Below are 20,398 nucleotides of genomic sequence, written 5' to 3' on the forward strand. Positions count from 1 at the left end.
TTAAAGTGTCGCCGTTGTCAGGAGGATTCCCCACGAGACGAACCAGAGCGAGAACGTCATGAACGCGACGAACAGGTAGTCCTTCGCGGAGAAGTCGTCGATGTCGACGCCCAGTACACTCAGGATCGGGAACTGAACGACGATCGCTGCGATCAGCACGGCGACCGCGAGTCGATCACCCGCGCCGGCCGCTATCTCGTTGGCCGCGACACCGGCGGCTAACCCAGAGAGGGCCGCCAGTGTCGTGACAGTGAGTCCGCGCAAGTGCGAACTCATGCCCTCGACCGTGTCCGTTGCCATACGCTATGGTCCGCCGTCGGGGACCAAAAGCCGCCCGGTTCGGGCACGGTCGATAGCGCGATCACGACGGGTCGGCGTCGAGTGCGGTCGCGAGTCGAACCACTCCCAGAACGCCCGCGATACGGAGCAGTACGGGCAGCACAGTTCGTTGCTCGGCGCAACTCCTCAATCTTTATGGAGCCCGCGCCACTCGTGACAGGTGATGACCGAAACCGACGGGGAGGCCATCGCGGACCTTCCACCGAGCGCGAAGCTCGTGTACAAGGTTCTGGAGTACGACGGTCCACTCACCCAGAAGGGGATCGTCGAGGAGTCGATGCTCTCGGCGCGGACCGTCCGCTACGCGCTCGAACGCCTCGACGAGGTCGGCGTCATCGAGGAAGACGTCTACTTCGCAGACGCGAGACAGAACCTCTACGAGATCACTGACTCCGGAGCCGAACAGGCCGACGCAGCCGTCTCTGACTGACTCGTTTTCGCGGCCGGACGTGTACGTGAACGGTGAGAACGGGGAGACTACGCCGAAGCCTGCTGGAGGGCGTCTTCGAGATCTTCGCGCTGGGTGACGCCGACGAACCGTTCGACGATGCCGTCGTCGTTCTCGACGATCAGCGTCGGCAGCGAGCGGACCTGATACTCGTTGGCCACGTCCTGCTCTTCGTCGACGTTGATCTTCTCGAAGCTCACGTCGCCCCAGTCGGCTTCCAGTTCTTCGAGGATCGGATCCTGCGTCTTGCACGGACCACACCAGTCTGCGTAGAAGTCCTTGAGCGTGACTGTCATCGGTACTCGTTGGAGGTAGCCGGTGGGCCCAGATAAGGATTGTCACCACGACGGATCCTGCCCGTGGCGAGGGACGAAAGGGAAAGGCTTACTCGGCGGGACCGACGACGGTTCTGTATGAGCAGCAGCGACAGCGGCGGACTGATGTCCAGTGCCGGACTCGTCCGGTACTTCGACGCGGAAGACAACAACACGATCCGAATGGATCCCCGGTCGGTCGTGGCATTCGGCGTCCTCTTTGGCGTGTTGATCCTCATGCTCAACGCGCTGTTCATGCTGGGCGCAGTGTAACAGCGGGCTTTTCATCGCTCCGTCGCAACGGCCGTCCATGCACTTCAGCCAGCGCGAGCAGCAGGCACTGGCCGAGGCCGGCCTCTCGACCGACGAGATCGCCGCCGCCTCGGAGGCCGTCGTCGCGGCCACCGACGAGGCAGCCACGGCCCTAGAGGCGTTTTTCGCGGACCGAGAGACGATCTACTCTGACATGGAGATGGCACACAGCGCCAGCGACGTGCAGGAACACGCCCTGGCGTATCTCGACCTCTTTACCCACGCCGACGACATTCGGGGCTACCTCCGCTTTGACTCGTGGGGCGTCCCGGTCGAGGGCGGACGCGTCCTGGGCGAGGACGTGGTCGAACTGACGCTCGGTCCGACCGTCGACGACCGCGTGCGCTTCGCGCACGACGACGACGCGCTATGACCGTCCGGATCAGGGGGATCTACACGACCGCACTGACCGAGTTGTTCCGGGACGAACCCGGCGTCGTCCAGCCCTCGCCGCCGATCGTCGACCGGTTCGACGCCGAGTTTACCCACGAACCGGCGACGGCGACAGTCGAGACGACAGCCGACCGGCAGGGCGTTCGCGTGACCGGCGAGCCCGACGCCGTCGAGACGGTCTCCGAGCGCCTGGCGGACGTGGGTCGGGACGCGCTGGTCTGGCCGGATCCGACCCCCCGCGGCGCGATCTACGACGGAGCGGTGACCGAGACGCTGGGCGGGGGCGCGATCGTGTCCCTCGGAGACGGCGAGGGGTACCTGCCCTACGGCGAGACCGATCACCGGATCGAGGACGGCGATCGGCTCCGCGTCCAGGTCGACGAGCCGAGCCCGCCCTGGAGCGGCGACCGCGCGACGCTGTCCACGACGATCCGGGCCCACGGCTCGCTGGTGACGCTCGTCCGCGGCGAGACGATCGAGCACACCGGTCCGGAACTCGCCGACATCCTCCCGGCCGATCCCGTCGACGGCTGGGGAAGCTCCTGGCACCGCCACAGCGACGACGCCGGCCTCGACGCACTGGGCGATGCGCTGGAACGGGCCAACGACCGCGCGGCGGCGCTGGACGACGCCCTCGCCGACGCGCCCGCACCGGCCGACGACGCACCGCAGCGCCACGCCGCCCCCGAGTCGACGGCGTGGGTCTGGTTCGGCCGCGAGAGTCGCTTCGCACTGGACGACGTGCGGGACGCGGTGACGGCAACGATGCCGGGTCACCACCGGATCAAGGCGGGCTCGCGGAGTGCCTCGGCCGGCGTCGACCTGGCCGAAGCGGTCGCCGACGGCTTTCTGACCGGCGAGCAGGACTTTCCCTTCACCGCGGTCGCGAGCCAGTTCGGCCCCACGGCCGGCGACACGGTCCGCCTCGATCACGGCAAGCCCGACGGTCGGCTGTACACGCTGGGCGACGCGGCGGTCCAGTCCGTCGAGCCCGACGGCACGGTGACCGTCGAGCGAGAGATGTCGCCGGGGGGCACCTACGACGCGCTCGGCGTCGACCGCCAGGCCGGCGACGTGGCGACGACGAAGGTCAAGGAAGGGCGCTGGTGGTATCCGACCGTCTACGAGGGGGCCGACGGGACCAAACGAGGCACCTACGTCAACGTCTGTACGCCCGTCGAGGTGTTCCCCGACGCGGTCCGCTACGTCGACCTCCACGTCGACGTGGTCAAGCACGCCGACGGTCGCGTCGAACGGGTCGACGACGACGAACTCGACGCCGCGGTCGAGGCGGGCCACGTCTCAGCGGCACTGGCCGAGAAGGCCCGCAGCGTCGCGAAGGCCGTCAAACACGGCCTGGAGTGATCACCCGGAGCGGCGTCGGTACCACGCGCCGGCACCGAGCAGTCCGAGCAGCCCCGCACCGACACCAGCGCCGGCTCCGGTCTCGCTGGTGGGCGTCGACGCCTGTTCCGACGTGCCGTCGGTCGTCGGCGCGCCGTCGGCCGGGCGCTGGTCTGGAAACGCGAACAGCGCCGACTCCAGGGGTGAGTCTGCACTGGTGTTGACCCCGAACGCACCGATGCTGGCCCCCAGAAAGAACTCGCCCGGCGCGGCGAGCTGTGCGGTCCAGAACTTCCCGCGGCCGGCGTCGCGCCAGTGGAACCGCTCGACGGGCTCTGTCGCGTCGGTCACGTCGTGGACGGTGACCCCGCCCTGGTACCAGGCGGCGTAGCAGCGCCCGTCGACGAGGTCGAAGTTGTGGGCGGTCGTCCAGACGCCGCCGCGGGTGGGATCAGGCGTCGGCGGCGGGTCGATCGCCCCCAGCCGCCTGGGCGCTGCCGGGTCGCTCACGTCGTAGAACGCGATCCCACCCGGACCGGTCGAGCCCGAGGCCGCCGCCCAGGACTCGGTCCCGATCCCCAGCAGGTCGCCGGTCTCGTCGACGGTGACGAAGTGGTCGTTGCCCGGCGGCTCCGTGCGCTCGCGTCGCCTGTTGGCAACGTCGAGCAACGCTTCGAGCGGGCGGCCACGCACCCGCGAGACGAGCGTCGGCTCGTCGGGATCGGACACGTCGAGACACCACGTGCCGGCGTCCCAGTAGGCCAGATACGCGCGGTCGTCGTGGACCCACACGTCGTGGAGGTTCACCATCCCGAAGGGCAACTCGCCCCAGCGGTCGTCGACGTCGACGACGCTCCAGCGGGCCAGTTCTGTCCCGCTCTCGGGATCGACGACGACCAGGGGCGAGCCGTCGATCCCGCCGCCGGTGAAGTAGCCGACGCCGTCCGCGAGCACGCAGTTGTGGGTGTAGAACTCGACCTCGTGTTCGGCGAGGACCTCGGGATCGGCGGGATCGGACACGTCGACGTAGCCAAAACCACGGACCGAGTCGCGCCCACCGTTTGCCGGGCCGGCCACGAGCAGCCGGTCGCCGTCACAGTGCAGGTCCCAGATCCCCGACAGCGGCCCGTCGGCGTGGTCGGCCAGGAGCTGCTCGCGAGCCAGCACCCGCATCTCGGTCGGGTCGGCGACGTCGACGACGGTGAAGCCGTCGACGGTGGCGACGTAGGCGACCGTCCCGTCGGGACTCAGGACCATCTCGCGGACGTTCTCGATCGAGACCGTCCCGAGGGGCTGGCTGTCCGGCGTCTCGGCGGGCGGCGTCCCGTCGCTGGTGGCAGTCGGGTGGGCGCTCGCGAGGCCGGCGCTCCCGAGCGCGAGACCGCTGCCGAGCGTTCGAAGGAGGGGGCGGCGACGCATACGCTCACTGAGGAGCGTGGACGGAGAAGCTTTGGGGCGTCAGTTCCCCTGGATCGCGTCGATGACCATCGAGGCGGCGATGACGGCCTCCTTGGGGACGTTGCTCGCGTTGTCGATGGTGATCTCGTAGCGGTCCCGCAGCGAGAACTGTCCCTCGATGGAGCCGACGTGGTTGCCGTCGACGTCGGTGATCTCGTACTTGTGGGGGATGATCGCGCCGAACGGGAGGAGGTTGCGCGCGAGCGTCACCGCGGCACCACGAGAGTCGATCTTCGCGATGGCGCGCTCGTCGCCCGCGTCGCGGATCGTCCAGGTGTCCTGCATGACCGAGTAGTCGTTGTCGAGGACCACGAGGTCCTCGCCGGTCTGGGCGTCCGAGAGCACGTAGTTGCCGGCCACGTCGATGATGCCGCCGGCTTTGACCGTGAAGACCTCGTTGCCGTCCCCGTCCGTGAAGGGGAACTCCTCTTTCATCTTGAACATCTTCTGCTTGCCGCGGACGACGACGTTGCCGGCGGCGTCCATCGCTTTGTACTTGTTGCGGACCAGCGACTGTTCGACGGTGTAGCTGTTGTCGGTCAGATCCAGTCCCTGGATGTCGTACTTCGAGAGGGCACTCATGTCCAGACGCTCAGGCGATTTCGCCATTAATTTTGTGTCTGATGGTGACAGAGCCAACGAGTGGCAGCGACGGACCGACAGCGTTTCACGCCCCCAGTGCTCAGGGGGCCGTAGATGACACGAGAGTACATCGAGGTCCGCGGTGCGGAGGAACACAACCTCAAGGACATCGATGTTGAGATCCCGCGAGAGGAGCTGACGGTCGTGACGGGGCTGTCGGGATCGGGCAAGTCCTCGCTGGCCTTCGAGACGGTGTACGCCGAGGGACAGCGCCGCTACATCGAGTCGCTGTCGGCCTACGCCAGGAACTTCCTGGGCCAGATGGACAAGCCACAGGTCGAGACCGTCGAGGGCCTCTCCCCGGCCATCTCGATCGACCAGAAGAACGCCGCCAACAACCCCCGCTCGACGGTCGGGACCGTCACCGAACTCCACGACTACCTGCGCCTGCTGTACGCCCGCATCGGAACGCCACACTGTCCGGAGTGTGGTCGCGAGGTCGGCGAGCAGTCCGCACAGAACATGGTCCGTCGGATGCTGTCCCTGCCCGAGGGGACCCGCGCGAAGATCGCCGCACCGGTCGTACGCGACCAGAAGGGGGCCTTCGAGGAGCTGTTCGAGGAGCTGGTCGGCGAGGGGTACGCCCGCGTCGAGGTCGACGGCGAGCCCTACGACCTGACGATCGACGACCCCGAACTCGACGAGAACTACGACCACACGATCGACGTGATCGTCGACCGCGTGAGCGTCAGCGCTGACGCCCGCTCGCGGATCACCGACTCCGTCGAGACGGCCCTCGAAGAAGGGGAGGGTATCACGAAGGTGATCCTCCCGGACCCGCCGGAGGGCGTGTCCCTCGGCGGGGCGACGGCGCGCTCGACGGGCGATCTCGCGGGGACCGGCGACAGCGAGGACCACAGCGACCGCGACCGCCTCGTCGTCGAGTTCTCCGAGGACCTCGCGTGTACCCACTGCGGGATCGACATCTCCGAGATCGAGACTCGCTCGTTCTCGTTCAACAGCCCTCACGGGGCCTGCCCGGAGTGTGAGGGACTCGGCGAGACCAAGGAGGTCAGCGAGGAACTCGTCATTCAGGACCGCTCGAAGCCGCTCAAGCACGTCTTCGAACCCTGGAGCTACGATCGTACCTACTACTCCCGGCAGCTGGACAACGTCGCGGACCACTTCGGCGTCTCCCTGGAGACGCCCTTCGAGGAGCTGGACGAGTCGATCCAGCGCCAGTTCCTCTACGGAACGGACTCACTCGTCCACTTCGAGTGGCAGACGAAGAACGGCACCCGCGAGAAGACCGAGCGCTTCGAGGGCGTGATCCCGAACCTGGAACGTCGCCACGTCGAGACCGACAGCGACCGCGCCCGCGAACACATCGAGGAGTTCATGGCCGTCACCACCTGTCCCGAGTGTGAGGGCACCCGCCTGAAAGCGGAGTCCCGGCACGTCCTCGTCGGCGGGAGTTCCGCGAGCGATGCGAGCGGAACGTCGTCGGAGGTTTCCTCCGACGGTACGTCGATCACCGAGGTCAACCGGATGTCGATCGGCGACGCGCTGGAACACTTCGAGGGGCTGGAAGCGTCGCTGGACGAACGCGACACGAAGATCGCCGAAGAGATCCTCAAAGAGATCCGCGCTCGGCTCGGGTTCATGGAGGAAGTCGGCCTGGAGTATCTCACCCTCGACCGAGAGGCGTCGACGCTGTCCGGCGGCGAGAGCCAGCGCATCCGGCTGGCGACCCAGATCGGGTCCGGACTGGTCGGCGTGTTGTACGTGCTCGACGAGCCCTCGATCGGACTCCACCAGCGGGACAACGACCGACTGCTGAACACGCTGGCGGAGCTGCGCGACCTCGGCAACACGCTCCTCGTGGTCGAACACGACACCGAGACGATGCGCCGGGCCGACAACATCATCGACATGGGCCCCGGTCCGGGCAAACGGGGCGGCGAGGTCGTCGTCAACGGCTCGATGGACGACGTGATCGAGAGCGACGACAGCGTCACCGGCGAGTACCTCTCGGGCGAGCGGACGATCCCCGTCCCCGACGACCGCCGAGCGTCGGACACCCACCTCACGATCGAGGGGGCACGCCAGCACAACCTCGCAGATCTGGACGTGGACCTGCCGATCGGCTGTTTCACCGCCATTACGGGCGTCTCTGGGTCGGGCAAGTCGACACTGATGCACGACGTGCTGTACAAGGGCCTCGTCCGGCGGATGAACGACACCGACGTGAACCCCGGCGAGCACGACGACATCGAGGGGATCGACGAGATCGAGACCGTCCGTCTCATCGACCAGTCGCCCATCGGTCGCACGCCGCGCTCGAACCCCGCGACCTACACAAACGTCTTCGATCACATCCGCGAGCTGTTCGCCGAGACGAACCTCGCGAAGCAGCGAGGCTACGAGAAGGGCCGTTTCTCGTTCAACGTCAAAGGCGGTCGCTGTGAGGCCTGTGGCGGCCAGGGCAACGTCAAAATCGAGATGAACTTCCTCTCTGACGTGTACGTCCCCTGCGAGGAGTGCGACGGGGCGCGGTACAACGACGAGACGCTGGACGTCACCTACAAGGACGCCACCATCTCCGACGTGCTGGACATGAGCGTCGCGGAGGCCTACGACTTCTTCGAGGGCCACACCGGCATCCGCCGCCGCCTGAAGCTCCTGAAAGACGTGGGCCTGGACTACATGCGGCTGGGCCAGCCCTCGACGACGCTCTCGGGCGGGGAGGCCCAGCGGATCAAGCTCGCAGAGGAACTGGGGAAGAAAGACTCCGGCGAGACGCTGTACCTGCTCGACGAACCGACGACCGGGCTCCACCCCGAAGACGAGCGCAAGCTGATCGACGTGCTCCACCGCCTCACCGACGAGGGCAACACCGTCGTCGTCATCGAGCACGAACTCGATCTGGTGAAAAACGCCGACCACATCGTCGACCTCGGCCCGGAAGGCGGCGAGAACGGCGGCCGAATCGTCGCCGAAGGGACGCCGGAGACCGTCGCCCGCACGGACGACTCCTACACCGGCCAGTACCTCCGAGACTTGCTCCCGAAGGTCGATCTGGAGGGGCCACGCGCCGACCGAGACGTGGCCCAGCCCGCCGCGGACGACGACTGATACTGTCGGCTGTCGTCTGTGACCGAGTTCGCCACTCCGAGGTAGCGACTCTCTGCACGGCGTTCGAGCGAACCGGACGACTCGGGTCGCCAGCGAGCGAGCCGACACGTATTTCCGTCAGAGCGGGCCACTGCCCGTATCGTGACCCTCGCCGCGCGCCTCCGCGGGCTGGCTCGCTTCGACGCGCTGGTCCTGACGGCGTCGCTGTGGTTCTTCGGGAAGTTCCTCCGCTATGCCTTTCCGCCGCTGTTCGGAACCCTGGGTGAGAGCTACGGCGTCTCGCGGACCGTGCTGGGGACAACCTTCACCGGATTCATGCTGGTCTACGCGGCGATGCAGTTTCCCTCGGGGGCACTGGCCGACCGGCTGGGGTCGGTTCGAGTGCTGGTCGCCGGCACGGGCGTCGCGGCGGTCGGTGCGCTGGTGCTCGTCGTCGACGCCCCGCTGTGGGTGCTCGTGGCCGCGATGCTCCTGATGGGGGCCGGGACGGGCGCGTACAAGACCGTCGGCGTGCGCCTCCTCTCCGGGATCTACCCGTCGCGGACCGGGCGGGCGCTGGGGGTGTTCGACACCTTCGGGACCTTCGGCGGCGTCGCGGCACCGGCGGCGGTCGTCGCCGTCACCGGCCACGACGCGGTCGGCGGTGCCGGCTGGCGGACGGTGTTTCTCGCGGGCGGGCTAGCGACGGTCGGCCTGGCCGTCGCCTTCGGCAGGCGAGTCCCGCGCCGACTCGCGTCGTCGAGTACCGCCTCGACCGGGAGCGGCCGCGGCGACGTGACCGCCTCGCCGGGCAGTTACCTCACGATGTTTCGCGAGTGGCAGTTCACCGGCTTCGTGCTCGTGACGATCTGCTTTTCGTTCGCCTACAACGGCGCGGTCGCCTTCCTCCCGCTGTATCTCGCCAGCGAGACCGCGCTGTCCAGCGCGACCGCGAACCTGCTGTTTTCGGCCCTGTTCGTCGTCAGCCTCGTCCAGCTGGTCACCGGCGAGGTGAGCGATCGGATCGGGACCGCCCCCGTCCTGCTAGTGACACTCGCCGTCGCCACCGCGGGACTGCTCGCGATCCTGACGCTCGCGCCGACCGGCGGGCCGCTCGCGCTGGGCGGAGCCGTCGTCGCGCTCGGCCTGGGAGCGCACGGATATCGGCCGGTCCGGGGTGCGTATCTGATGGCGGTCGTCCCCGAGGACGTGGCCGGCGGGAGCCTCGGCGTCGTCCGGACGCTGCTGATGGGGGCCGGCGCGGTCGCCCCGGCGATCGTCGGCTGGCTCTCGGACGTGGCGAGCTTTCGGGTCGCGTTCGGGCTGCTGGCGGCGGCACTGGTCGGCGCGACCGGGCTCACGGCGGCGCTGTGGCTGTTCGACCGCTGAGCGGGGAGACCGACGCGAGCCGAGAACGGGGGTACCTGGCCGACTCGACGGAACGGAGATCACGGCAGGAGAGAGTGATCGATGTTTGTCCGTCGAGATAGCTAGTCTACACTCATTTAACACGCTACCGGCGATAGGTTCGAAGTTTCGACGAGACTATCGCCCTAGTTTCGAGTTTTCGGCCAGAAAACGAGGAAGTATAGTTTCAATATAGGCCTTTTCGAGATAGACCGTCTGTTTTATACCTGCCGACCGAGGAGAGTCAACACATACGACGCATCTGGCGGAAGTACATGCGTTTGGAGCGAGCGAACGAAAAACTGAGACAGAGCAGAACGCAATCGCCCAGTACGAGCCTGAAACGCTGGCGACGACTAGCTTTCTGGCGTGTGCGGAGATCGCTGGGGAAGGGCCTTCGATCGACGTCGTTCGGGCAGGACGAACGGAGGAGATTACCAGAAATTCCGCGAACCGACGCCTGAAGCGTGCTTCCAGCCGAAAATCGGGACCGACGATCCGTGCGGAGAACCCGGTAACAGACCACTCGTCGGTGGCGTTCGAATAACAGCAATACGGTCGTTATGTGATCGATCGGTCGGCCGCGTCGCCAGAGAGTGTTACGTTCATTTCGTTCGCATCTCACGAACGCCGCTATCGTGGGAAACAGCGCGAACGCCCCAATACGGAGCTACGAGTCCGGAATCCGGTGTAGACGGCCAGCAGCGAGTCAGAGTCGTTCGCCACCGCCGAACAACAGCGAGAGCGACAGACCGTCGTCTCATACTGTCGGCTGTACGTCTGTGAAGCATATCGCGACCTCGTGGTCGCGAGGTCTCGAAACAGTGACAGCCAGCAGTATCAGTCGGAAGCTATTTTTCGGCGAGTCGTGATAGCCCGACACATGGGTACCGGATACACGGCGATGATGTACGACCCGACAGACGTCGAGACCGCGATCAGCGACATCGGTGCCTGTCGGTACGACGGGATCGAGATCGGCCTCGGGAAGGTCCGGGACAACGACACCGCGACGCTGAAGCGGTGGCTCGCCGATGCGGACCTCGAACTGTACTGCGTGATGAGCGAGTGGATAGAGAGCGATGAGGCGGTCGAGCGGATCGTCGAAGACGTGCCGACGATCGCCGATCTCGGTGCCGAGTTCCTCGGCTTGCTCCCGCCACAGCGAGGGCGACACGACGAAGCGACGGTCGAGACGTGGTTGAGTCGGGTCAGCGACGCGGCGCTGGACGCCGGCCTGCGTCCGGTCGTTCACCACCACGGCGCGACGGCGGTCGAACGGCCGTCGGAGATCCGTCACTACCTCGACGCCGTCGAGGGGCTGGAACTGCTCTTCGATACGGCACACTACTACCCGTACGGCGACCACTTTCCCGAGGGCGACGTGACCGACGCCGTCGAGCGGTTCGGCGACGACATCGCGTACGTCCACCTCAAGGACGTGGCTCCCGGTCAGGGGTTCGCCGACAACCGGGACGCGCTCACCGACGGGGACTTCCACCTGGACAACGTGATCAACTACTTCCGGTCGTTCACGGACCTCTGCGACGGCGTCCTGGAGTTCGGGGCGCTCGCGGACGCCCTCGACGCGGCGGGGTACGAGGGCCACTACACGATCGAGATCGAGAACCAGACCGAAAAGCGACTCGTCCACGCCAAGGAGAACATCGACCGCTGGAACGAGCTGTCTGTCGACGGGCGATAGCGCCGATCAGTGCTTGCGGTGGTCCTCGACGGCGTCCCAGTCGAGTTCGACGCCGAGGCCCGGTCCGTCGGGCACCTGAATGCGGCCGTCGCTGATGAACGGCTCGTCGCGGACGAGCAGGTCGTCCCACCACGAGACCTCGCGAGCGTGGTACTCCAGGGCCACGAAGTTGGGGACCGTCGCACCGACGTGGACCGTCGCCGCCGTCGCGACGGGGCTGCCGATGTTGTGGGGGACGAGCGCCTGGTAGTAGGTCTCGGCCAGCTCGGCGATCTTCTTGGTCTCGGCGATGCCGCCGGTCTTCGGAACGTCCGGGGCGAGGAAGTCGACGGCCTGCTCGGCGACCAGGTCGCGGAAGCCGTGGCGGCCGTAGCGGTTCTCGCCGGTCAACAGCGTCACGTCGACCCGGCGTTTCAGTTCCCGCATCGCGTCCGTGTTCTCGGGCGGGAGCGGGTCCTCGATCCAGGCCAGGTCGTACGGTTCGATCGCACGGCAGAGTCGCTCTGCCGTCTCGGGGCTGAAGTTCCAGTGGAGGTCGACCGCGACCTCGGCGTCGTGGCCGATCTCGTCGGTGACGGCCTCGACGACGCGGCGCTTGTGTTCGATCTCCGGCGGGTCGAAGTGCCGCGAGAGCGTGTCGATCTCCCGGCCAGAGGGCACGTCGAGGTCGAACTTCACGATGTCGAACCCGTCGTCGACGGCCCCCCGGGCCGCCTGCGCGTACGCTTGTGGGTCGTACGTCGAGGTCTCCTGCCCTTCTCTGGCGGATTCGACCATCGCCTCGCCAGCGTGACAGTCCGCGTAGACGGCGACCGATTCGCGCAGCTTGCCGCCCAGAAGCTGATAGATGGGCTGGCCGAGGAGTTTCCCCGCGGCGTCCCACAGCGCGATCTCGACGCCGCTGATCGCGATCGTCCCGATCCCCTGCTGTGAGCCGCGTCCGGAGAGGCTCTCGCGCATGAGGTTGTACAGTCGCTCGACGTCGGTCGGATTTTCGCCGACCAGCACCGGTCGGAGGTAGTCGGTGATGACCTCGTGGACGCCCGGCGACGGGTAACACTCCCCGATCCCGGTGACCCCCTCGCTGGTCTCGACGGTGACGATCGTCCACGGGAAGTTGCCGTCGACGACCACCGTCTGTACGTCGGTGATCTCGCCCGGCGGACCGTCCGCCCGGCGGGGCTGTTCGTCGAAGTCGGCCCACATAGTCGCTGCGAGCGTCGATGCGAAGTCTTCGTACATGTGTTGTCGTGTATCGACGTGTGGTTTCGCTTAGTGGTTACGGTCCGTCTCGCGTCAGTAATCGCCCAGCAGCGGCGCTCCCTGAGTCTGTCGGAACAGATCGGCGATCAGGCGCACGTCGGCCCGTCCCTCTTCGAAGGGGGTCCGGACCTCGGCGTCGCCGCGGATACAGGCGACGAAGTGCTCGACCTCTCGCTTGAAGCTCTCCTCGTAGGAGGGCGTTCGGGTCTCGTCGGAGATCTCGTCGGTGCCGCGCTTGACCCGTACCGACGGCGGCGAGTTCCGGATGAAGGGGTCGTCGAAGGACAGTTCGATCATCCCCGTCGGCGAGTCGACGCGGACGAACTCCTCGAACCACTTGCGATCCGAGAGCCCGGAGTCGAGCGTACACCGCCGGCCGCCCTCGTAGACGAGGTTCGCGGTCGCGTACCGTCCGTCGGCGTACAGGTCGACGTGGTCGATCGACTCGACGCCGCCGAACAGCCCCCGCAAGAGGTTCACGTCGTGACAGATGTGTTCGAGGTGCCAGTGGTAGTCGTCGGCCAGCTCGTCGTCGTCGCTGTCGATCACCTGCTTGCTGTCGGCGAGTTGCTTCTCGCGGGTCGTCTCGATGACCGACTCGGGGACCGCTCCGTCGACGAGGTCGTACACCTCGTCGATGTTGCGTCCGTGGTTCGGGTCCACGTCGTAGGCGGTGATCTTGTCGACCTGATCGAGTGCCGCGATCTCCTCGCGAGCGGCCTCGACGGCGGGCGCGTAGCGCTTGTTGTAGGCGACCATCGCGGTCGCGTCGGCCGCCTCGGCCGCCGAGACCATCCGATCGGCGTCCGCGACCGAGACCGAGAGCGGTTTCTCGACGAGCGTGTCGATCTCCGCGCCCAGCGTCGTCTCGACCACGTCGGCGTGCTGGCTCGGCGGCGTCAACACGATCACGGCGTCGAGTTCCGCGCCGCGTTCGGCGATCATCTCGTCCGCCGACTCGTACCGGTGGGGGACGTTGTACCGCTCGCCCAGCGTCGTGACCCGCTCGGTAGCGGGATCGGCCAGCGCGTACAGCTCCAGGTCGGGCAGTTCCGTCACGTACGGGATGTGCATGATCTGCGCGATCGTGCCACACCCGATGATACCGAATCGCATATACGCCGTATCCGGACAGTCGGTGTTATAACTTCCGATAGACGGGGTGGCCGGTGTCCGCGACCCCGTGATTTATTTGCACTGGCGTCCCAGAGGGGAGACGAAGACACACGACGCAGCGACCGGCGAGTGCCCAGGAGTCGCTGTGTCATCCCCACAAATGACACACGTCAAAGACGCAATCGAGGCCGGAGAGTCGCCCCTCGGGACGTGGATCTCCGTCGGCCATCCCACGATCGCAGAGGCGGTAGCACAGCTCGATATCGACTTCCTCCTCGTCGACATGGAGCACACGACGATGGGGTTAGAGACCGTCGAGAGCATCGCGCGGAGCGTCGACGCCGCCGACGGCGAGACGGAGACGGTCGTCCGGGTCCCGTGGAACGATCCCGTCCGACTGAAGCGCGTCGTCGATATCGGCGTCGCTGGCGTCATGGTCCCGATGGTCGGGACGGCCGAGGAAGCCCGCGAACTCGTCCGCGCAGTGCAGTACCCGCCCGACGGCATCAGGGGGATCGCGGGCAGTCGAGCGACAGAGTACGGCCGGAACTTCGAGGAGTACGTCGCGAACGCCAACGGGACGATCCTCACGATCGCACAGATCGAAACCGAGGAGGGACTGGAAAACGCCGCCGAGATCGCCGCCGTCGACGGCGTCGACGCCCTGTTCGTCGGCCCCGCGGACCTCTCGGGTGCGCTGGGGAAGTTCGCGGAGTGGGACTCCCAGTCGCTCACGACCGCCATGGCGTCGGTCATCGAGGCCGGGAACGACGCGGACGTTCCGGTCGGGACGCTGGTCACCGACCTCGACGACATCGACACACGGGTACAGCAGGGCCACGACTTCCTCATCGCCGGGAAGGACGTCGCACTGCTGATGGACGGCGTCGACGAAGCCATCGACCGGTACGACGCCGCCTTCGAGGAGACGACCCCCGCAGAACAGGACTGACGATCGGCGCGCTCGGTCGGCGTTCGAGGCGGACAGCGTCGGACTAGCTGTACCAGCGCTCGATCTCGATCGTCTTGTCCGTGTAGAAGGCGACGGCGTCCTCGCCCTGCGCGTGGAGGTCACCGAAGAACGACTCCTTGGTGCCACCGAAGTGGAAGAATCCCATCGGCGCGCAGACGCCGACGTTGACGCCGATGTTGCCGGCGTCGACCTCGTATCGGTACTGGCGTGCCTCGCTGCCGTCCTCGGTGAAGATCGAGGAGGCGTTGCCGTACTCCGTACCGTCGACCATCTCGATGGCGTCGTCGAGTGACGGCTGTGCGGCGAGACACAGCACCGGGCCGAAGATCTCGGTCTGGGCGATCTCCATGTCGGCCGTGACGCCCGCCAACAGCGTCGGCCCCAGGAAGTTGCCGTCGGGATAGTCGGGGTGTTCGAAGCCGCGTCCGTCGACGACGACCTCCGCGCCCTCCTCGACGGCCTCGGCGATCAGTTCCGTGACCCGTTCGCGAGACGCGCCGGTGATGAGCGGGCCGACGTCGGTGTCTTCCTCGAGGCCACGTCCGACGGTCAGGTCCTCGACCGCGTCGACGAGAGCGCCACGCAGTTCGTCGTACACGTCACCGACGGCGACGACCACGTCGTTGGCCAGGCAGCGCTGCCCGGCGTTGGCGTAGCCCGAGCCGACGATGTTTGGCACCGACTGGTCGAGTTCGGCCGACGGCGTGACGACCGCGAAGTTCTTCGCGCCGCCCTGGGCCTGGACGCGCTTGCCGTGCTGGGCGGCGGTCTCGTAGACGTGTCGAGCGACCGGCGTCGAACCGACGAACGAGACCCCCTCGATGCCGTCGTGTTCCAGCAGCGCGTCGACCGTCTCGACGCCGCCGTTGACGAGATTGACGACGCCGTCGGGAAACTCGACGGCTTCGATCGCCTCGAAGATGAGCTGTGCGGTGAGGGGCACCTTCTCGCTGGGCTTGAGGACGAAGGTGTTCCCCGTCGCGACCGCGTAGGGGAGGAACCACAGCGGGATCATCGACGGGAAGTTGAACGGCGTGACGGCGGCGAAGGTCCCCAGTGGCTGGCGGACGGCCGTCTCGTCCATCCCAGGGGCGACGTCTTCGACGGTCCCGCTGGCCTCGCGGAGCATGTTCGGGATGCCGGTGGCGACTTCGACGTTCTCGATCCCGCGGCGGATCTCCCCGCGGGCCTCCGCGACGGTCTTGCCGTGCTCCCGAGAGAGCGCGTGCGCGATCTGTGCTTCCCGCGCTTCCAGTTCGTGTTTCAGGTCGAAGAGGTACTGGACCCGCTCGACCGGTGGCGTTCGCCGCCACTCCTCGAAGGCGTCGTTGGCCGTCTGGACTGCGTCGTCGACGTCGTCGGCGCTGGAAAACGGTACGTCGGCGAGGGACTCTCCGGTAGCCGGATCGACGACCGGCTGGCCGTCCGCCGACCCGGACGCCCACTCGCCGCCGACGTAGTTCCGGACGGCGTCGGGGATCGCAGTCGCTGCTGAGGGCTGCTCGTGCTTGCGTGTCATGCGTTGATGGAGTCAGGACGAGACCACATAGATGTTACGACAGCCGGGACCGCCGGCAGCGCGCGGCCGAGGCTTACTCTTCGAGGTCGGCGAGATCCCACTCGCCGGTGACGATCGCGCCGGAGTCGGGGTTGTCGGGCTCGACGACTGCCTCGACCATCGCTGGCCCGTCGTGGGCGACCGCGTCTTCGAGGGCGGCGTCGAGGTTCTCGGGCTTGACGACGCGCTCGGCGTAGTCGAGGTTGAACGAGTCGGCCATCGCCATGTAGTCGACCCCGGCGTCCTCGTCGAACTCCGTGTTGAGGACACGGTCCCAGCCGTACTTGTCGACCTGGAGGTTCCGGATCGACTTCCAGCCGCGGTTGTTGAGGACCAGGTAGGTCACGTCGACGCCGTGCTCGACGGCCGCGGCCACCTCCTGGTTACACATCAGGAAGCTCCCGTCGCCCTCGATGTCGACGACGGGGCTGTCGGGCTTGCCGAGTTTGGCACCGATCGCCGCCGAGACGCCAAAGCCCATCGTCGAGAAGCCGCCACAGGAGACGTTCGTCCGGGGCTCGTACACCGGGAACTCGGGGTTGACCGTCTCCTGGGGCTGGCCGGCACTGGAGACGACGACGCCGTCTCTGGGCAACACCTCGCGCAGCGACGCCAGCACGCGGGAGATGCTCATCGGGACACTGTCGTCGTCCCAGCGCTCCTGGACCATCGCCGCCCACTCGTCCCACAGCTCCTGAATCTCCGCGTAGTAGTCGTTGTCGTCGGTCGAGACCGGCTCTATCCGCTCGCGCAGTTGCTCGGTGAGCTGGCGAGTGACCACCTTCGCGTCGCCCTGGATGCCGACCTCGATGGGGTAGTTCTTCCCGATCTCCTGGGGATCGATGTCGACGTGGATCAGCTTGCTCGGCGGGATCTCGAAGCTGACGCCCGCCTCGAACGACGAGGTGTGCATATCGGTGAAGCGACAGCCGACGGCGAGGATCGTGTCGGCGTTGGACGCGAGTTCGTTCCCGGCCGTCGAGCCGATCCACCCCGCGTAGCCGACGAACAGGTCGTGGTCCTCGGGGATGATCCCCTTGGCCTGGAACGTCGGGACGACGGGTGCCTGGAGGTGTTCGGCCAGCGCTTGCACCTCGTCCCAGGCCTCCGCGAGCATCGTCCCGCCGCCGGGAACGATCACCGGCCGGTCGGCCTCGGCCAGCAGCGTCGCCGCCTCCGAGACCGTCTCCGGATCGCCACCGGGGCGACTGTGTGGCCGGTGCTGGGTGGGTTCGGGCAGCGTCACGTCGGCGGCAGCGCCCTGTACGTCCATCGGCACGTCGACGTGAACCGGACCCGGACGGCCGGAGCGGGCGATCTGGAAGGCCCGCCGGAGCACGCGTGGGAGCTGCTCGACGGAGCGGACCTCGAAGCTCTGTTTCGTGACCGGCTCCATGACGCTCGGGAAGTCGCCGGGCTTCTGGCGTTCGATCTCCTGGAGGATCCCCTGGCCGTACTCGTGGGTCTGTGGCGCGCCGGTGAAGACGACCATCGGGATCGAGTCGACGTAGGCCGTCGCGACGCCGGTGACCGTGTTGGTCGCGCCGGGGCCGATCGAGGTGAAAACGGCCAGTGGCTCGCCGGTCACGCGGGCGTACCCGTCTGCGAGGTGAGCGGCACCTTGCTCGTGACGCGGTTGGACGACCGATACGTCGGAGTCGTTGAAGGCGTCGAGCAGGTTCGTGCTCCCGTGGCCGGGAATCCCGACGAGGTACTCGACGCCCTCCTTCTCCAGATACGTGGCGATAATCTCGCCACCGTTCATTCGAGACATCTCGTGCGTACCGACGGAACCCCAATTATTAAACGTACCTCAAAGCGGCCGACCCGATGACGCTCACAGCGACGGGATGACCTCGTCGCCCATCACCTCGAAGAACCGTTCCGGCTCCGGACTGGTGTTGCCGAGCGCGATCCGGTCGAAGCCCATCTCCGCGTACGCTTCGAGCTGGCCGGCGATCTCGGCCGGGTCGTCGGCGATGAGGAACTTCGCCTCGACCTGTTCGCGCGTGGCCTTCTCCCCCTCGCGCTCGATCGCCTTCGGGTTCGCCAGCGCGCGGTCGAAGACGTCCTGCGTGGTCGCCCACCACGGTCGGGTCGATTCGCGTGCCCGCTCGCGGTCCTCGTCGTAGGACGCGATCACGAGCAGCGTCGTCTCGATCTGGTCGGGGTCTCGGCCGGCGTCTGTCGCGTACCGCCTGATCGCCGGGTACATCCGTTCCGTGTACTCCTCGCCGGTCTTGACCGTGATGAACCCGTCCCCGTACTCGCCGGTCAGCGACGCCGTGCTGGGACCGTTGGCCGCGATCTGTACCTCGGGTCGTTCGTCGGGCATCGTGTAGAGGCGGGCGTCGTCGACCTCGTAGTGCTCGCCCTCGTAGCTGTAGAAGCCGTCGTTCTCCCAGAGCCCGTGGACGATCTCCAGCGTCTCTTCGAGGCGGTTGCGCCGGACGTCGTACTCGGGCCACTCGTGTCCGAGCGGTTTCTCGTTCATCGCCTCGCCGGTCGACAGCCCGAGGACGACCCGCTCGTCGTGCATCGACTGGAGCGTGGCGAAGGCCTGGGCGACCAGCGCTGGGTGGTAGTGTTCGCCTGCCGGCGTCACGCACGTCCCGACCGGGAGGTCGACGCGCTCGATCGCCGCCCCGAGCCACGACCACGCGAACCCCGCCTCTGCGTCCGTGTGAAACCAGGGGTGGAAGTGATCCGAGGTCCAGATGAAGTCAAAGCCGTTCGCCGCAGCGAGCTCGGAGAAATCCAGTAGCTCCGACGGACTGTACTGCTCCTGGTGGGCCATGTAATCGACTGCGACCATCGTATCCCGGGATTTCGGCGAGAACCGTATAGCCTTTTCCCTGTGGGACAGACCGCCGTGGTGTCGCGTCGAGCGTCGCCGCCACTCGACGGTCCGTTCGGATACCACGAACGTACCATACCGTTCGCACTAGCCGAACGACTATGTATCAGTAGCCTGTACGGCCGGGCATGGCCAGCGAGCACCAGTCCCGAACGGTGGACGCGGTACAGACGAGCCTGAACATCATCGAGTTCCTCCAGTCGGTCGAGAGCGCCGGGATCACGGAGATCGCCGACGCGGTGAACCGATCGAAAGGGACGGTCCACGGACACATGGCGACGCTCGTCGACAACGAGTACGTCGTGAACGACGACGGCACGTACCGGCTGAGCCTCCAGTATCTCGACCTCGCAGAGACGGTCAAAGACCGCCTCCAGATCTACGACGTGGTGCGCAAGGAACTGGACGATCTGGCAGAGGAGTGTGGAGAGCTCGCGCAGTTCGCCACCGAGGAGCACGGAAAGGCGGTGTACATCTACAAGACCGAGGGCGAAGACGCCGTCCAGACCGCGTCGTCGGTCGGCAACCGGGCGCATCTCCACTGTCTCTCGCTGGGCAAGGCGATGCTCGCACGGATGGACGAGAGCCGGGTGGAAGCGATCGTCGACGAGCACGGACTGCCGGCGTTCACCGACGCGACGATCACCACCCGGCCGGAGCTGTTCGACGAACTCGAAGCGATACGCGAGCGTGGCTACGCCTTCGACCGCGAAGAGCGCATCGAGGGGCTTCGCTGTGTCGCCGCTCCGATCACGATGAACGACGAAGTGATGGGCGCGATCAGCATCTCCGGGCCGGCCAGTCGCTTCAGCGGACCGCTGTACGAAGACGAACTCCCGAACCTGGTGACGCGGTCGGCCAACGTCATCGAGATCAACGCGCAGTTCTCCTGATACCGTCGGCCCTACGTCTGTACGATAGTGCCGCATCGAGGATCAGACCGGCCAGCCGTCGAGCGGTGGCGAAAGTCGTTCGTCTCTCGCAAACGATTTGCCGTCGCTCAGCGGCCGGCGGTCGTCTCAGCGACGCCACACAGAGTCTATCAGGAATAATCACGGTGTTTCGACAATAGAATAACACGAGTACCGTTGATACGGGATTGTTTCAGCCCCGTCGATTCGCAGAGAACTCGTCGAGCGCCATCTCGTTTGGGAGTGCCGAACGTCCGCGGTGTCGTGACGCCGAGGGCGGTGTGGAGAGACAGCGAGCGTTTCC

General features: G+C 66.7%; 18 protein-coding genes. 9 read left to right on the forward strand and 9 right to left on the reverse strand.

The genetic code is table 11. The features are described from left to right. On the reverse strand, positions 1-300 hold the full coding sequence (locus AC5FRZ_RS14535) for an EMC6-like membrane protein (RefSeq protein WP_153554455.1): 300 nt from the start codon (positions 298-300) through the stop codon (positions 1-3). Positions 301-502: 202 nt separating this feature from the next. Between AC5FRZ_RS14535 and AC5FRZ_RS14540 the strand changes: the two genes are divergently transcribed. Then, the gene (locus AC5FRZ_RS14540; protein WP_012807841.1) at positions 503-769 is read left to right on the forward strand and encodes a MarR family winged helix-turn-helix transcriptional regulator; all 267 of its coding nucleotides are present in this window, start codon (positions 503-505) and stop codon (positions 767-769) included. A gap of 47 nt (positions 770-816) precedes the next feature. Here the strand turns inward: AC5FRZ_RS14540 and AC5FRZ_RS14545 are convergent, their stop codons facing one another. Continuing rightward, positions 817-1,083 (reverse strand): thioredoxin family protein, encoded by a 267-nt coding sequence (locus AC5FRZ_RS14545; protein ID WP_012807842.1) that lies wholly within the window; start codon positions 1,081-1,083, stop codon positions 817-819. A 117-nt stretch (positions 1,084-1,200) separates the two neighbouring features. Here AC5FRZ_RS14545 and AC5FRZ_RS14550 point away from each other — a divergent pair, with 117 nt between their 5' ends. From AC5FRZ_RS14550 to AC5FRZ_RS14560, 3 genes are read left to right on the forward strand one after another with little or no spacing between them, the layout of a single operon-like run. Next, a complete protein-coding gene (locus tag AC5FRZ_RS14550) occupies positions 1,201-1,374 on the forward strand; it encodes a preprotein translocase subunit Sec61beta (RefSeq protein ID WP_153554456.1) in 174 nt (57 codons plus the stop codon). A gap of 37 nt (positions 1,375-1,411) precedes the next feature. Then, on the forward strand, positions 1,412-1,786 hold the full coding sequence (locus AC5FRZ_RS14555; RefSeq protein ID WP_372480204.1) for a DUF7532 family protein: 375 nt from the start codon (positions 1,412-1,414) through the stop codon (positions 1,784-1,786). Then, the gene (locus tag AC5FRZ_RS14560; protein ID WP_493564942.1) at positions 1,783-3,171 is read left to right on the forward strand and encodes a ribonuclease FAU-1 family protein; all 1,389 of its coding nucleotides are present in this window, start codon (positions 1,783-1,785) and stop codon (positions 3,169-3,171) included. Before AC5FRZ_RS14555 ends, AC5FRZ_RS14560 begins: the two co-directional genes overlap by 4 nt. Here the strand turns inward: AC5FRZ_RS14560 and AC5FRZ_RS14565 are convergent, their stop codons facing one another. Both AC5FRZ_RS14565 and AC5FRZ_RS14570 read right to left on the reverse strand, forming a co-directional pair. Continuing rightward, entirely contained in the window at positions 3,172-4,569 is a 1,398-nt protein-coding gene (locus AC5FRZ_RS14565) for an LVIVD repeat-containing protein (protein ID WP_493564943.1), read from the reverse strand. Positions 4,570-4,608: 39 nt separating this feature from the next. Further along, positions 4,609-5,190, reverse strand: coding sequence for an LURP-one-related/scramblase family protein (locus AC5FRZ_RS14570; RefSeq protein WP_493564944.1), 582 nt, complete (start codon positions 5,188-5,190; stop codon positions 4,609-4,611). Between the two features lie 114 nt (positions 5,191-5,304). Between AC5FRZ_RS14570 and uvrA the strand changes: the two genes are divergently transcribed. The 3 genes from uvrA (at position 5,305) to AC5FRZ_RS14585 (ending at position 11,416) form a co-directional block, all read left to right on the forward strand. Continuing rightward, a complete protein-coding gene (gene uvrA, locus AC5FRZ_RS14575; protein ID WP_493564945.1) occupies positions 5,305-8,325 on the forward strand; it encodes an excinuclease ABC subunit UvrA in 3,021 nt (1,006 codons plus the stop codon). 141 nt (positions 8,326-8,466) lie between these two features. Further along, on the forward strand, positions 8,467-9,693 hold the full coding sequence (locus AC5FRZ_RS14580) for an MFS transporter (protein WP_170092604.1): 1,227 nt from the start codon (positions 8,467-8,469) through the stop codon (positions 9,691-9,693). A gap of 901 nt (positions 9,694-10,594) precedes the next feature. Next, a complete protein-coding gene (locus AC5FRZ_RS14585) occupies positions 10,595-11,416 on the forward strand; it encodes a sugar phosphate isomerase/epimerase family protein (RefSeq protein ID WP_493564946.1) in 822 nt (273 codons plus the stop codon). Positions 11,417-11,422: 6 nt separating this feature from the next. Here AC5FRZ_RS14585 and AC5FRZ_RS14590 read toward each other — a convergent pair whose 3' ends face one another. Together AC5FRZ_RS14590 and AC5FRZ_RS14595 are read right to left on the reverse strand one after the other, a co-directional pair. After that, positions 11,423-12,658 carry a mandelate racemase/muconate lactonizing enzyme family protein gene (locus AC5FRZ_RS14590; protein ID WP_170092606.1) on the reverse strand — a complete coding sequence of 412 codons (1,236 nt, stop codon included), beginning with the start codon at positions 12,656-12,658 and terminating at the stop codon, positions 11,423-11,425. 54 nt (positions 12,659-12,712) lie between these two features. Next, positions 12,713-13,795 carry a Gfo/Idh/MocA family protein gene (locus AC5FRZ_RS14595; RefSeq protein ID WP_493564947.1) on the reverse strand — a complete coding sequence of 361 codons (1,083 nt, stop codon included), beginning with the start codon at positions 13,793-13,795 and terminating at the stop codon, positions 12,713-12,715. 160 nt (positions 13,796-13,955) lie between these two features. On the opposite strand from AC5FRZ_RS14595, the gene AC5FRZ_RS14600 reads away from it, so the two are divergent. Beyond that, positions 13,956-14,747, forward strand: coding sequence for an HpcH/HpaI aldolase family protein (locus AC5FRZ_RS14600; RefSeq protein ID WP_493565089.1), 792 nt, complete (start codon positions 13,956-13,958; stop codon positions 14,745-14,747). 43 nt (positions 14,748-14,790) lie between these two features. Here the strand turns inward: AC5FRZ_RS14600 and AC5FRZ_RS14605 are convergent, their stop codons facing one another. The 3 genes from AC5FRZ_RS14605 to AC5FRZ_RS14615 all read right to left on the reverse strand — a co-directional run bounded on the left by AC5FRZ_RS14605 (position 14,791) and on the right by AC5FRZ_RS14615 (position 19,141). Then, entirely contained in the window at positions 14,791-16,287 is a 1,497-nt protein-coding gene (locus AC5FRZ_RS14605; RefSeq protein ID WP_493564948.1) for a CoA-acylating methylmalonate-semialdehyde dehydrogenase, read from the reverse strand. A gap of 73 nt (positions 16,288-16,360) precedes the next feature. Then, entirely contained in the window at positions 16,361-18,100 is a 1,740-nt protein-coding gene (locus tag AC5FRZ_RS14610; RefSeq protein WP_493564949.1) for a thiamine pyrophosphate-binding protein, read from the reverse strand. A gap of 63 nt (positions 18,101-18,163) precedes the next feature. Then, positions 18,164-19,141 (reverse strand): TIGR03557 family F420-dependent LLM class oxidoreductase, encoded by a 978-nt coding sequence (locus AC5FRZ_RS14615; RefSeq protein WP_170092610.1) that lies wholly within the window; start codon positions 19,139-19,141, stop codon positions 18,164-18,166. Positions 19,142-19,311: 170 nt separating this feature from the next. On the opposite strand from AC5FRZ_RS14615, the gene AC5FRZ_RS14620 reads away from it, so the two are divergent. Next, complete coding sequence (locus AC5FRZ_RS14620) at positions 19,312-20,076, forward strand: IclR family transcriptional regulator (protein ID WP_170092611.1); 765 nt, start codon at positions 19,312-19,314, stop codon at positions 20,074-20,076. Positions 20,077-20,398 lie beyond the last annotated feature (322 nt).

The sequence above is a fragment of the Halomicrobium sp. HArcht1-1 genome (assembly GCF_058933285.1).

What these genes read in the sequence shown, in the direction of transcription:
- AC5FRZ_RS14535 (WP_153554455.1), bottom strand. Translation starts at nt 300, where the DNA reads ATGGCAACGGACACGGTCGAGGGCATGAGTTCGCACTTGCGCGGACTC.
- AC5FRZ_RS14540 (WP_012807841.1), top strand. Translation starts at nt 503, where the DNA reads ATGACCGAAACCGACGGGGAGGCCATCGCGGACCTTCCACCGAGCGCG.
- AC5FRZ_RS14545 (WP_012807842.1), bottom strand. Translation starts at nt 1,083, where the DNA reads ATGACAGTCACGCTCAAGGACTTCTACGCAGACTGGTGTGGTCCGTGC.
- AC5FRZ_RS14550 (WP_153554456.1), top strand. Translation starts at nt 1,201, where the DNA reads ATGAGCAGCAGCGACAGCGGCGGACTGATGTCCAGTGCCGGACTCGTC.
- AC5FRZ_RS14555 (WP_372480204.1), top strand. Translation starts at nt 1,412, where the DNA reads ATGCACTTCAGCCAGCGCGAGCAGCAGGCACTGGCCGAGGCCGGCCTC.
- AC5FRZ_RS14560 (WP_493564942.1), top strand. Translation starts at nt 1,783, where the DNA reads ATGACCGTCCGGATCAGGGGGATCTACACGACCGCACTGACCGAGTTG.
- AC5FRZ_RS14565 (WP_493564943.1), bottom strand. Translation starts at nt 4,569, where the DNA reads ATGCGTCGCCGCCCCCTCCTTCGAACGCTCGGCAGCGGTCTCGCGCTC.
- AC5FRZ_RS14570 (WP_493564944.1), bottom strand. Translation starts at nt 5,190, where the DNA reads ATGAGTGCCCTCTCGAAGTACGACATCCAGGGACTGGATCTGACCGAC.
- uvrA (WP_493564945.1), top strand. Translation starts at nt 5,305, where the DNA reads ATGACACGAGAGTACATCGAGGTCCGCGGTGCGGAGGAACACAACCTC.
- AC5FRZ_RS14585 (WP_493564946.1), top strand. Translation starts at nt 10,595, where the DNA reads ATGGGTACCGGATACACGGCGATGATGTACGACCCGACAGACGTCGAG.
- AC5FRZ_RS14590 (WP_170092606.1), bottom strand. Translation starts at nt 12,658, where the DNA reads ATGTACGAAGACTTCGCATCGACGCTCGCAGCGACTATGTGGGCCGAC.
- AC5FRZ_RS14595 (WP_493564947.1), bottom strand. Translation starts at nt 13,795, where the DNA reads ATGCGATTCGGTATCATCGGGTGTGGCACGATCGCGCAGATCATGCAC.
- AC5FRZ_RS14600 (WP_493565089.1), top strand. Translation starts at nt 13,956, where the DNA reads ATGACACACGTCAAAGACGCAATCGAGGCCGGAGAGTCGCCCCTCGGG.
- AC5FRZ_RS14605 (WP_493564948.1), bottom strand. Translation starts at nt 16,287, where the DNA reads ATGACACGCAAGCACGAGCAGCCCTCAGCAGCGACTGCGATCCCCGAC.
- AC5FRZ_RS14610 (WP_493564949.1), bottom strand. Translation starts at nt 18,100, where the DNA reads ATGTCTCGAATGAACGGTGGCGAGATTATCGCCACGTATCTGGAGAAG.
- AC5FRZ_RS14615 (WP_170092610.1), bottom strand. Translation starts at nt 19,141, where the DNA reads ATGGTCGCAGTCGATTACATGGCCCACCAGGAGCAGTACAGTCCGTCG.
- AC5FRZ_RS14620 (WP_170092611.1), top strand. Translation starts at nt 19,312, where the DNA reads ATGGCCAGCGAGCACCAGTCCCGAACGGTGGACGCGGTACAGACGAGC.